General features: G+C 62.2%; 11 protein-coding genes. 3 read left to right on the top strand and 8 right to left on the bottom strand.

Features of this window, described 5'->3' with window-relative positions; all coding sequences use genetic code 11:
- The first annotated feature begins 7 nt into the window (after window positions 1-7).
- Complete coding sequence (locus tag ACFQ24_RS14440) at window positions 8-634, top strand: ABC-type transport auxiliary lipoprotein family protein (RefSeq protein ID WP_380912391.1); 627 nt, start codon at window positions 8-10, stop codon at window positions 632-634.
- Window positions 635-684: 50 nt separating this feature from the next.
- Here ACFQ24_RS14440 and pepN read toward each other — a convergent pair whose 3' ends face one another.
- From pepN to ACFQ24_RS14405, 7 genes are all read right to left on the bottom strand, one after another.
- The gene (gene pepN / locus ACFQ24_RS14435; protein ID WP_380912389.1) at window positions 685-3,285 is read right to left on the bottom strand and encodes an aminopeptidase N; all 2,601 of its coding nucleotides are present in this window, start codon (window positions 3,283-3,285) and stop codon (window positions 685-687) included.
- Window positions 3,286-3,369: 84 nt separating this feature from the next.
- Window positions 3,370-4,287 carry a ParB/RepB/Spo0J family partition protein gene (locus tag ACFQ24_RS14430; protein ID WP_380912630.1) on the bottom strand — a complete coding sequence of 306 codons (918 nt, stop codon included), beginning with the start codon at window positions 4,285-4,287 and terminating at the stop codon, window positions 3,370-3,372.
- Between the two features lie 8 nt (window positions 4,288-4,295).
- Entirely contained in the window at window positions 4,296-5,078 is a 783-nt protein-coding gene (locus ACFQ24_RS14425) for a ParA family protein (RefSeq protein ID WP_380912387.1), read from the bottom strand.
- Window positions 5,075-5,719 carry a 16S rRNA (guanine(527)-N(7))-methyltransferase RsmG gene (rsmG, locus tag ACFQ24_RS14420; protein WP_380912385.1) on the bottom strand — a complete coding sequence of 215 codons (645 nt, stop codon included), beginning with the start codon at window positions 5,717-5,719 and terminating at the stop codon, window positions 5,075-5,077. Before rsmG ends, ACFQ24_RS14425 begins: the two co-directional genes overlap by 4 nt.
- Window positions 5,716-7,566 carry a tRNA uridine-5-carboxymethylaminomethyl(34) synthesis enzyme MnmG gene (gene mnmG, locus ACFQ24_RS14415; protein ID WP_380912383.1) on the bottom strand — a complete coding sequence of 617 codons (1,851 nt, stop codon included), beginning with the start codon at window positions 7,564-7,566 and terminating at the stop codon, window positions 5,716-5,718. The genes rsmG and mnmG overlap by 4 nt, the downstream gene beginning before the upstream one ends.
- Window positions 7,567-7,625: 59 nt before the next feature.
- Window positions 7,626-8,909, bottom strand: a complete 1,284-nt coding sequence (mnmE, locus tag ACFQ24_RS14410; protein ID WP_380912381.1) for a tRNA uridine-5-carboxymethylaminomethyl(34) synthesis GTPase MnmE — start codon at window positions 8,907-8,909, stop codon at window positions 7,626-7,628.
- 7 nt (window positions 8,910-8,916) lie between these two features.
- Window positions 8,917-9,171, bottom strand: coding sequence for a DUF6489 family protein (locus ACFQ24_RS14405; protein WP_380912379.1), 255 nt, complete (start codon window positions 9,169-9,171; stop codon window positions 8,917-8,919).
- A 144-nt stretch (window positions 9,172-9,315) separates the two neighbouring features.
- Here ACFQ24_RS14405 and ACFQ24_RS14400 point away from each other — a divergent pair, with 144 nt between their 5' ends.
- Window positions 9,316-10,017, top strand: a complete 702-nt coding sequence (locus ACFQ24_RS14400; RefSeq protein ID WP_380912377.1) for a dienelactone hydrolase family protein — start codon at window positions 9,316-9,318, stop codon at window positions 10,015-10,017.
- A gap of 17 nt (window positions 10,018-10,034) precedes the next feature.
- Window positions 10,035-10,985, top strand: coding sequence for a quinone oxidoreductase family protein (locus ACFQ24_RS14395; RefSeq protein ID WP_380912628.1), 951 nt, complete (start codon window positions 10,035-10,037; stop codon window positions 10,983-10,985).
- A 70-nt stretch (window positions 10,986-11,055) separates the two neighbouring features.
- Here ACFQ24_RS14395 and ACFQ24_RS14390 read toward each other — a convergent pair whose 3' ends face one another.
- Window positions 11,056-11,775, bottom strand: a complete 720-nt coding sequence (locus ACFQ24_RS14390) for a YjbE family putative metal transport protein (protein ID WP_380912375.1) — start codon at window positions 11,773-11,775, stop codon at window positions 11,056-11,058.
- Window positions 11,776-11,789 lie beyond the last annotated feature (14 nt).

Genomic DNA, 11,789 nt, shown 5'->3' with positions numbered 1-11,789 from the left:
GCGCACCATGATCCATGCGAAACACCGGGGCTTGAAGGCGTCGGGCCTGTCGGGGGCCGTTGTTGCTGCCTTGCTGTTGTCAGGATGCGTGTCGATCGGCGGGAAGCCGCCGCAACGGCTGCTGACGCTGGATGCAGCGCACAAGGTCGCAGCCGGAGCGTCGCGCGTGGCCGGAGACGGACGCACGCTGATCGTCGCCGATCCCGAAGCGCCCCGCATGCTGGACACGGTGCGCGTGCCGGTGCAGCTTGGCGCGACATCGGTCGCCTATGTCACCAAGGTGCAATGGGCTGACACTCCGCGCCATCTTTTCCGCCGCCTGCTGGCGGAAACGATTTCGGCGACGACGGACCGGGTCGTGCTGGACAGCGGTCAGTTTTCGGGTGACGGGGGACAGCGCCTGTCCGGCGAGCTGGTCGCTTTCCAGATCGACGAGCCGAGCAGCAGCGCGATCGTCACCTATGATGCCGTCCTGACCACGCCGGCGGGCAAGGCGCTGGCGCGGCAGCGCTTCACCGCCAGCGCGCCTGTCGGCGGGAAGATCGAGGCGGCGACGGTCGGAGCGCCGCTGAACGCTGCGGCGAACAGGGTTGCGGCCGACGTCGCTGCATGGGCAGCGGCGGTGAAGGACTGAAGACCGTTTCCTGCCCCGGCCCTCTTAGGCCGCGAGCCTTGGGTTGGCCGTCAGTTCAAGCTTTTGCTTGCTTGTTCAGTTACATCCTTTGACAGGCCCGGCTCCGCCAAGATGCGCTGAAGCTCCGCGCGCATCAGCGAGGCGCGCCCCTCGTCGAATCGCTTCCACCGGCCGAGCGGCGGCACGAGACGAGCGGCGGTTTGCGGATTGAGCTTGTCGAGCGCGATGATGCAGTCAGCGACCATGCGGTATCCCTTGCCCGATCTATGGTGGAATGCCCACTGATTGGCGGAGAAGGCGCCGAACAGCGCACGTACCCGATTGGGATTGGCGAGCGTGAAATCCTTGTGCAGGGCCAAGGCCGCGACGTGGTCTGCCGTGTCGGGGTGCAGCGAAAAGGCTTGCGTCTGGAACCATTTGTCCAGCGTCAGCGCGTCATCGCAATAGCGATTATAGAAGATGTCGAGCGCTGCGTCCCGCTCCGCGCTGTGTCCGTTGGCCAGCGTCCCCAGCGCCGCCTGACGCTCCGTCATATTGTCCGCCTCGCTGAACTGCGCGAAGGCGATGGCCGGTCCGTCCGATGCGCCGGAGGCGGCGAGATAATGAAGCGCCGCGTTGCGCAGCTTGCGCGCGCCTTTCGCGGCGGGCGAGGTGGAGAATATATTGGCCTTCGTTCCGGCGTGGATGTCGCGCCACATATGCTCCAGATCGACACCGATGCGTGTCTGGAGCGCTTCCCGAGCGGTGTGAATGGCGTCCGGCTCCACGCGCGTCATCTGGTCGCCGAGATAGGCTTCGCTGGGCAGGCGGATCACCTCTGCCACGAACGCCGGATCGAGCGCGGTATCGGTTAGCGTGTAGCGGATGGCATCTACCACGGCCTGCTCATCGGCCGGCCGGCCCGAGGTGCGGGCGATGAGCACGTTGACCATCAACTGCTGCATCGCTTCGTAGCGGGCGAACGGGTCATCATCATGCGCCGACAGGAAAGCGAGATCGGCTTGGCTGCGGTCCGTCTGGATGATCACCGGCGCCGAAAAGCCGCGATTGATCGACAATATTGGCGGCGTGGCAAAGCCGGAAAATGCGAAACTTTCGCGCGCGTCCGTGAGGATCAGCAATTCGTCGCCATGATGCGTTGCCGTGACGGGATTGAACAACGCCACGCGCAAGGGGATCGCCATCGGTTGCTTGACGGGCTGACCCGGTGTCGGCGGCAAGGATTGTTCCAGAACCAGTTCGACGCTTTCGGTGACAGGGTCGTGGATGAGGGACGCCTGCACCCGAGGCGTGCCGGCCTGCTCATACCAGAGGCGGAACTGGCCCAAATCCAGACCTGCGCCATCCTCCATCGCCTGAACGAAATCCTCGCAGGTCGCCGCTTCCCCGTCATGGCGATCGAAATAGAGATCGGCGCCTGCACGAAACCGTTCCGGACCAGCAATCAGCGCTATCATGCGGATAAGCTCCGCACCCTTATTGTAGATGGTCGCCGTGTAGAAGTTGCTGATCTCCATGTAGGATTCCGGCCGGACAGGATGGGCAAGCGGGCCACTGTCCTCCGGAAATTGCGCCGCGCGCAGCACGCGCACATCCTCTATCCGCTTCACCGCATGAGACCCCATGTCGGCCGAGAAATTCTGGTCGCGAAAAACGGTGAAGCCTTCCTTTAAAGAAAGCTGGAACCAGTCACGGCACGTGACGCGGTTGCCCGACCAATTGTGGAAATATTCGTGCGCAACCACCCCCTCGACACCGTCATAATCAATGTCGGTAGCCGTTTCGGGGTCGGCCAGGATGTAGCGCGAGTTGAAGATGTTGAGGCCCTTATTTTCCATCGCGCCGAAGTTGAAGTCTGCGACTGCGACGATGTTGAACACGTCGAGATCATATTCCCGGCCATAGACGCGTTCATCCCAGGCCATGCTGTTCTTGAGCGCCGTCATTGCGTGGCCGGTGCGCGGCAGGTCGCTTTCCTTTACCCAGATGCCGAGTTGAACCGTGCGGCCGCTAGCGGTGACGAACTGGTCGGCATTGCAGGCAAGATCGCCCGCGACCAGGGCGAACAGATAACAAGGCTTCGGAAACGGATCGTGCCACACGGCCCAATGCCGCCCGTCGTCCAGATCGCCCCTATCGATCGGGTCGCCATTGGCCAGCAATATCGGGAAACGCGCCTTGTCGGCGGTCATGCGCACGCTATAGCGCGACAGCACATCCGGACGGTCTGGGAAGAAAGTGATGCGGCGAAACCCTTCGGCCTCGCACTGGGTGCAAAGCAGGCCACCGCTGGCATAGAGCCCCATAAGCTTGCTGTTGCTTTCAGGCACCAGCTCGACCAACGTTTCTACCAGATGGGCGTCGCCTGGGAGAGTGAGGATCAGCGCGCCGGCTTCAAGATGCCAGCTGTCGGGCGAGACCGGCCGGCCGTCGACCATTACTTCGAGAGGGACGATGCCATCGCCGTCCAGCCTGAGCGGATGGTCGTGACCGCCATTACGGGTCACCGACAATTGCGCGCGGACACGCGTCAGGGCGGGGTCGAGGTCAAATTCCAGATCGATATGAGGGACGAGCCAGTCCGGAGAGCGATAGTCGCTGCGACGGATGACGGAGGGCGCGGCGGTGGTGGTTGAGAGCATGTCGGCCATGCTTTCCAACCTAGGGACGGTGCCGGAAAAAGCCAGTGGCGCGACGGCTTTTATCCGTGACTCCTAACCCCTGGCCGCCTTGTGTCAGATACGCTCGCCAGACAGGCGCTGACACAGCATGTCGAGCTGGTCCAGATTGGAATAGCGCAGAGACAGGCTGCCACCAGCGGATGCGCCATCATGCGCGATCTCGACCTTCAGGCCCAATATGTCGGCAAGATGCTGTTCCAGTGCGGCGATGTCGGGATCTTTGTCCAGCGAGCTTCCGGCACGCCGGCGCGCCGCAGGTGCATCGTCGCCGGTCTTCACGCGCCGGACCAACTGTTCCGTGTCCCGAACAGATAAGCCTTTTGATTCAACTTGTTGTGCAAGCCGCTCGCAGTCTGGAGCGCCAATCAACGCGCGTGCATGGCCCATGCTGATGCGGTTGAACATGACCTGTTCCTGCACCGGCTTGGGCAAGTCGAGCAGTCGCATGAGATTGGCAACATGACTGCGCGACTTCCCCACGATGCGGCCAAGTGCTTCCTGGCTGTGGTGGAACTCCGCGATCAGCTTGCGGTAGGCCTCGGCCTCCTCAATCGGATTCAGGTCTTCACGCTGGATATTTTCGATGAGCGCGATTTCGAGCGTCTCCTGCTCGTCAAAGTCGCGCACGATGGCGGGAATACGGTGCAGCTGCGCCCGTTGCGCGGCGCGCCAGCGGCGCTCGCCTGCGATGATCTGAAACCCGCCGCCATGTGGGCGCACGATGATGGGCTGGATCACGCCCCGCTTCGCTATGCTGTCGGCAAGCTCCTGAAGGGCGCCGTCGTCAAAGTGCCGGCGCGGCTGCTCTGGATGGGGGTGGATCAACGCCACCTCAATGCTCTGTACCGCCTTGCCATTCGCCGGGGCCGTGGCCGAGGCGACCGGCTCTTCGCGCGAAACGTCGCCCAGCAGGGCGGACAGACCACGGCCCAATCCCTGAGGGCGCTTGGCCGTCTTCGGCTTATCAGTCATATTCTCGCTCAAGCGGCGACCTCCTGGCGGGGCAAGCGGGCAATCAATTCTCTTGCAAGGCGCATATAGGCCTCCGACCCAGAGCAGCGGAAGTCGTAGATCAGCGCGGGTACGCCATGGCTCGGCGCTTCGGACAGGCGAACGTTGCGGGGGATGACGGTCGAGAAGACGAGTTCGCCAAGACAGGCCCGCACGTCATCTGCCACCTGATCAGTCAACCTGTTGCGGCGATCATACATGGTCAGGGCCACCCCCATGATCGACAGGCCAGGATTGAAGCGGCCCCTGATACGCTCAACCGTCTGCAACAATTGCGACAGACCTTCGAGTGCGAAAAACTCGCACTGCAGCGGGACGAGAAGCGATTGCGCGGCAACCATCGCGTTGATGGTCAATAGGCCAAGGGAGGGCGGGCAATCGATAAGGCATATGTCCCACCGGCCGGACGGGGCTTCCGCCAAGACCCTCTCCAGCCTGTGAGTCCGTTCTTCATATTCGATCAATTCGATCTCGGCGCCGGACAAATCCTGCGTAGCGGGCACCAGGTCCAGCTTCGGTACGCGCGTGGTGACGATGCTGTCTTCCAGCGCGCAATTGCCTACCAGCAGATCGTAGCTGGAATAGTTGCGCTCCGCCTGTCCGACGCCCAGCCCTGTCGACGCGTTTCCCTGCGGATCAAGATCGACAAGCAACACACGCAGGCCGGTGGCCGCAAGACCCGTGGCAAGGTTGATCGCGGTCGTCGTCTTGCCCACCCCACCCTTCTGATTGGCAATAGCGATACGGATCATGGACGATGTTTCCCTTTGCCAACCGGATGAACGCCATGGGCAACGATGATCGCGCTGTGTTGATCCGTTACGCTGGGTTCCACGTGGAACACACCTTGCCACGACCCGCGCACCGCCTCCAGTTCATTTTCAGCGCTTCGGCCTTTCGGCAACACCCAACAGCTATTTTTATCGGCCAAGTGGACAGCCGACTCCAAAAGTTTGGGAAGTGGGGCATAGGCTCTCGCACTTATGACCGCCGCTTTCATGGCCGGTGCCGCTTCCACCCTGCCTCCGAAGACCTGAGCGTGGCCAAGGCCGAGATGCGCGACGACGTCGTTCAAGAAGTCGACGCGCTTGCGACGCGTTTCGATCATCAACATCGGCCTTGGAGAGAGGCAGGCGATGACGATGGCCGGGAGTCCTGCGCCTGCCCCCAGGTCGACCCACATTCCGTCTTTTACATCTTTGGTAAGCCTTAGGAGCTGAGCGGAATCTACGATATGTCTCGCCCAAATATTGGGAATGGTCGAAGCGGCAATAAGATTCTGTCCAGCCGAAGCTTCCAGCAATAGCGAGACATAGCCTTCCAGCCGTGTCCATGTTTCACGTGGAACATCGAACTTGGTCTGTAACCAGGACTTAGCTTCCTCTTCGGTCACGCGGCCTCGCGTCGCGCATGGACGAGTATGGCTGCTAACGCTGCGGGGGTGACGCCGCGGATGCGGGAAGCGGCTGCCAATGTTTCGGGGCGGGCGGCCTCGAAACGTTCGATCATCTCCAACGAAAGACCGCCGATGCTGCTATAATCCATATCTGCCGGTAGCGAGACGCGTTCGTTGCGCCGCAGCTCGGCCACCTCCGCCTCCTGCCTTTGGATATAGGGGGCATAATGGGCATCCTCCAATATCTCCTGTTGAAGGTCGGCGGGCGCTTCGCGAAGGGCGGGCGCAAGTTCGAGCAGAAGGGAAGGCTCGACTTCGGGGAACCGCGCCCATTCGAAGAGGCTTCGGCGCGAACCATCCTGCCGGACCGCCGCGCCCAATCGCGCAAGATCAGCGGAGGTTTTTTCGGTTGCAAGATCATGCTGAGCCGCTGCACGAAATCTGTCACGTTCGGTAAATCGACGGGTGCGCTCCGGGCCGATGATGCCATGCGCCAACCCAAAGGAGCCGAGACGGGTTTCCGCGTTATCTGCCCGTAGGCGCAACCGATACTCGGCACGCGCGGTGAGCATGCGGTAAGGCTCCGTTACGCCCTGAAGCACCAGATCGTCGATCATGACGCCGATGTAGGAGCTTGCGCGATCAAGAATCATGGGCGGAACATTCTGGGCGAAGGCGGCCGCATTGACGCCGGCCACCAGACCCTGCGCCGCCGCCTCCTCATAGCCGGTGGTGCCGTTGATCTGGCCGGCACAAAATAAACCCGGGAGCGCTTGAAGCTGCAGCGAAGCGTCAAGAGCGCGCGGGTCGATGTGATCATATTCGACCGCATAGCCGGGCGTCACGATATCCGCTCGCTCCAGACCTGTCATGGACCGGATCATGGCAATCTGAACATCAATTGGAAGAGATGTGCTGATGCCGTTGGGATAGACGAGATGATCATCCAGTCCTTCCGGTTCCAAAAATATCTGATGACCGTCCCGGTCGCCGAACCGCAGCACCTTGTCTTCTATCGAGGGGCAGTAGCGCGGCCCCCTACCCTCAATCGCGCCACCGAATAATGGGGAGCGGTCGAGCCCAGCACGAATGACTGCATGCGTTTCCTCGTTGGTGCGCGTAATGGCACAGGCCAGCTGCGGCAAAGCCCGGCCGGCCGAAAGGCTGGACATTGTCCAGTCCAGCATGTCGGAAGCCTGGTTCTCCAGCCGTGCCCAATCAATCGTTCGGCCGTCGAGCCGCGGTGGCGTGCCGGTTTTGAGGCGGCCGATCGGTAGGTCGAGCGCCCTCAGCTGCTGACCGAGTAAAGTCGCAGCCTGCTCGCCGACGCGCCCTCCTGCTGCCCGCTCTTCCCCACGGAACAGTTTGCCGCCGAGGAAGGTGCCGGTGGCCAGCACAACTGCGGGTGCATGCAAGGCGTGCCCATCGGCGAGCGTCAGTCCCGCCACTGCGCCATTGGATAGCAGGAGAGCACTTGCCTCTCCCTCGATAATATCCAGTCCCTCGACCGCTTCCATCATCTGGTGGATTGCCGCACGATATCGCTTTCTGTCGGCCTGGATACGCGGGCCTTGAACAGCAGCGCCCTTGCTGCTGTTGAGCATGCGGTAGTGGATCGCGGCTGCGTCCGCCGCGCGCGCCATCAGGCCGTCCAGCGCGTCAACTTCCCGGACGAGGTGTCCCTTCCCCAAGCCCCCGATCGCGGGGTTGCAGGACATCGCCCCCACCGTGTCACGCTTGAAGGTAAGAAGTGCAACGGAAGCACCCTTGCGCGCAGCGGCGGCGGCTGCTTCGCAACCGGCATGGCCGCCGCCCACGATGATCACATCATAACTTGTTCGCATGGTGCCCCCTTACCAGCAAAGTGAGGCTCCGGTCAAAAGCGTTCCACGTGGAACATCGATCATTTTCCGATGCAGAAACCGGAGAAAAGCTGGTCCAGCATGTCTTCGGTGCCTGCCAATCCTGTGAGTTTGTCGATAATCGCTCGGGCCAGACGAAGCTCCTCCGCCACTAGCAACATGTCCCTTTCTACGGAGAGAGCAGCGTCCAGATGATGTGCGATGCGGCCGAGATGGTGCCGCTGCCGATCGTGCAAGGCATAGTCACCCTCGCCTGGCAGCAACAGGGATGCCCGTTCGAGCAGAAGTGCGACGAGCGCCTGCATACCCTCTCCGGTGACCGCCGATAGCGGCAGGCCCGGCCTCTCCTCCTTGATCCGGTCTGCCTGCGCCGCGATCAATATTGCGTCAGCCCGAGGAAGATCGCGGGCGTCGCCCAGCCAGAGGATGAGATCGGCGGCATCTAGCGCTGCCTTTGCCCGATCAATCCCTATTGCCTCCACGGGATCGTCGGTCTCCTCCCGAAGTCCCGCGGTGTCCGTGAGCAAAAAGGCCACGCCGCCAATTGCTGCCGGAACCTCGATGCGGTCCCGTGTCGTCCCGGCGATATCGGACACGATCGCCGCCTCCCGCCCCGCAAGCGCATTGAGCAGCGTCGATTTGCCCGCATTGGGCGGGCCGGCCATCACCAGCCGGATGCCGTCGCGCAGCCGCTCCGCGGAAGGGGCAGCCAGCGCCCCCGCAACATCATCTCTCAACACAGCCACATGGGTCGAAATTTCCGCCTCGATGCCGTCCGCCGGCACATCATCTTCGTCGGAAAAATCGAGCGCTGCTTCTGTCATCGCGGACAATTGCAACAGGCGCGCTCGCCATCCGGCGATTCTTCTCGAAAAATGCCCTTCTGCCATGAGGAGAGCCGATCGGCGCTGGCTCTGCGTTTCAGCAGCCAGCAGATCGGACAGACCTTCCACCGCGTTGAGGTCCATCCGACCGTTCGCGAAGGCGCGCCGTGTAAATTCGCCCGCGTCCGCTCGCCTCAAGCCGTCCATCCGCCCCAGGGCATCCTCCACCGCCCAGATGACGGCGCGTCCGCCATGGCAGTGCAATTCCGCCATATCCTCGCCGGTGACGGTGGACGGCCCCGGCAACCACAGCACCAGGCCGCGATCAAGCGCTGACCCGTCCTGCGGATTCTTCAACAGGGCAAGGCTGACGACGCGCGGCGGCGGGAGCCTGCCCGCAAGCGCCTGGATCGCCTGCCGTGCATGGGGTCCGCTGACGCGGATGACGGCAATGCCAGCGGGCGGTCGCCCGCTCGACAGGGCGAAGATGCTGTCGGTCACGGTGCTGCTATTTCCTCTCGTCCTTGGTCGTGCCCATGCCTGCCAGACCAACATTCATCATCTGCTGGAACAGGCGCATCCCCGCATCTCCGAGGGGAGAGAAGCTCTTGAACAACGTCTCCATCTGCTCGACGCTGCCGACGCCGTCGAACCCGTCCAGCATGGTCTTGATATATTTGTCATGGATGGGCGTCACGTCTGGAAGGCCGAGAAAGGCGCGCGCCTCGGCGGGGGTACAATCGACATCTACGGTTACTTTCATGTCCCGCCTTTCAATACTTTCCGGCACGATCTTCCATGGTCATGCCGCAATAGGGCGCGCCAACGCAAATTTAAAAGAATTGGGCGTTGCGCGGGCTGCATGATCCGCCAATATGATCTGATCCAAGCTGCAAAGGACATTGTGATGGGCGAATTCGTGGCGGTGAAGACTCTGGAAGGAGATGCGCAGTTCGACGCCTATGTGGCGGTTCCGGAAGGCCAGGCACAAGCAGCGATTATCGTGATCCAGGAAATCTTTGGTGTGAATGAAGGGATCCGACACAAGTGCGACAGCTGGGCCAAGGCGGGCTACCTCGCCTACGCGCCGGACCTGTTCTGGAGGATCGCGCCGCATATCGAGCTGGATGCGGATGTACCGGCAGAGATGGAGCAGGCGCTCGGCTATATTCCGCAGTTCGACCAGGACCAGGGCATTCGCGACCTGGAAGCATCGATCAAGGCGGCGCGGGCTGCGCTGGGCGGCGCGGGCAAGGTTGGGGTTGTCGGCTATTGCCTGGGCGGCCGGCTCGCCTTCATGACCGCTTGCCGGACCGATGGTGACGCATTCGTCGGCTATTATGGTGTCGGCATCGACGGCCTGTTGGGCGAGCAGCATGCGATCGGCAAGCCGACGATGCTCCATATTCCGACGGCCGATCATTTTGTTCCCGTAGAGACGCAACAGGCCATGCATGCCGGCCTGGCTGAGAACCGGCATGTGACGCTTCATGATTATGAGGGGCTGAATCATGGCTTCGCTGCCGAAATGGGCGATCGCCGCGTGGAAGACGCAGCGCAGTTGGCCGATCGACGGACAGCGGACTTTTTTGCCGAGCATCTGGCGTGAGCGACACACCGTGGCGCATGGTCGTTCGCACCCATGGCGCCCCGGACGTCATAGAGCGACAGTCCTTTGATCCAGGCACGCCGGGCGAGAGCGAAGTCATCATCGAGAATAAGGCGGTCGGACTCAACTATATCGATACCTATTTCCGAAGCGGGCTCTATCCTGCCGATCTGCCGCTGACGCTCGGGTCTGAAGCGGCCGGTGAGATCGTTGCGGTTGGCGCTGGCGTAACCGGTTTTGCGGTAGGCGACCGCGTCGCTTGTGCTACCGCGCGCGGCAGCTATTGCACGCATTGGCGGGTTCCGGCGGCGCAGCTTGTGCATCTGCCGAATGGCATCAGCTTTGAAGATGCCGCGGCAATGATGCTGAAGGGCATGACGGCCTGTTTCCTGGCGGAGGATATCTGGCCGCTGACGTCCGGGCAAACGGCGTTGGTCCACGCTGCGGCAGGCGGGGTCGGTTCGATCCTGGTTCCTTGGCTGCGGGATAAGGGCGTCACGGTGATTGCTCATAGCGGGTCGGCGGCAAAGGCCGCATCGGTCGCCGCCGACTACAGCCTGCACGGCCCCATGGACGATCTAGCCGCCCAGGTACGCGATCTGACTGGGGCGAAAGGTGTCGACATTGTTTATGACGGGGTCGGCAAGGCGGGCTGGAGCGCGTCACTTGCGTCCGTGAAGCCGCGCGGCCTGCTTGTCAGTTACGGCAATGCGTCGGGCGCGGTTCCGCCGGTCAACCTGCTCGACCTCAGCCGGGGCGGATCGCTCTATGTGACACGCCCCACGCTGTTCCATTATGTCGCTACGCCGGCAGAATTGGCGCACACAGCGAGACGCCTGTTCGACCAGATGGAGAAGGGCGTTGTGAAGGCGGTGATCGGCCAACGCTACGCGCTTGCCGACGCAGCGGACGCACATCGCGCGCTGGAATCGCGACAGACGACGGGATCGACCCTGCTGATCCCCTGAGTTGCCGTGTCTATAAAAAAAGGGGGCAGCGCCATGACGGCGCCGCCCCCTTCTTATTGGATCGCCCAGATCAGGCGAAGAGGGTCAGCAGGCCCACTTGCTGATCCACAAAGCCATCATAGATCATCTTCATCGCGACATAGACGATAACCGCAAGCCCGAGATAGGCGATCCACCGGAATCGTTCGATATAATGGGCGATGACGTTGGCGGCGATGCCCATCAGTGCGACGGACAGAACCAGGCCGATCATCAATATGCCCGGATGATCCCGCGCGGCCCCTGCGACTGCCAGCACATTGTCGAGGCTCATCGACACGTCAGCCACCGCGACCGCCCATGCCGCGCCAGCAAAGCTCTTGGCAGGGCGCAGGCCGGATACGTCATCGTCGCTCGGATCCGCCGTTTCTGCGCCGCGTTTGGGATGCAGCTCGCGCCACATCTTCCAACTCACCCACAGCAGCAGTAAGCCGCCCGCCAAGATCAGCCCGACGATCTGCATCAGTTGGCTGACCACCAGCGCGAAGGCAATGCGCAGCACCAGCGCGGCAAGAATGCCGATCAGGATCACCTTCTTGCGCTGGTCCGCAGGCAGGCCGGCCGCCAGAGCGCCAACGACAATGGCATTGTCGCCCGCCAGCAGCACGTCGATCATCAACACCTGGACGAAGGCAGATAGAGCCGACGGCGAGGTTATATTGCTGAAATCGTTGATGATATGCTGCCAGATTTCGGCGGGAGAGCCGATACCCTGAGCAGCGGATGCAGCAGTGGCGAGAAGGTCGAACATCGCGGTCTAACGTC

Origin of the sequence: Sphingobium olei (assembly GCF_042678845.1) — a bacterium.
Taxonomy (GTDB): Bacteria; Pseudomonadota; Alphaproteobacteria; order Sphingomonadales; family Sphingomonadaceae; genus Sphingobium; species Sphingobium olei.
This window is presented reverse-complemented; position numbering and strand designations above follow the sequence as displayed.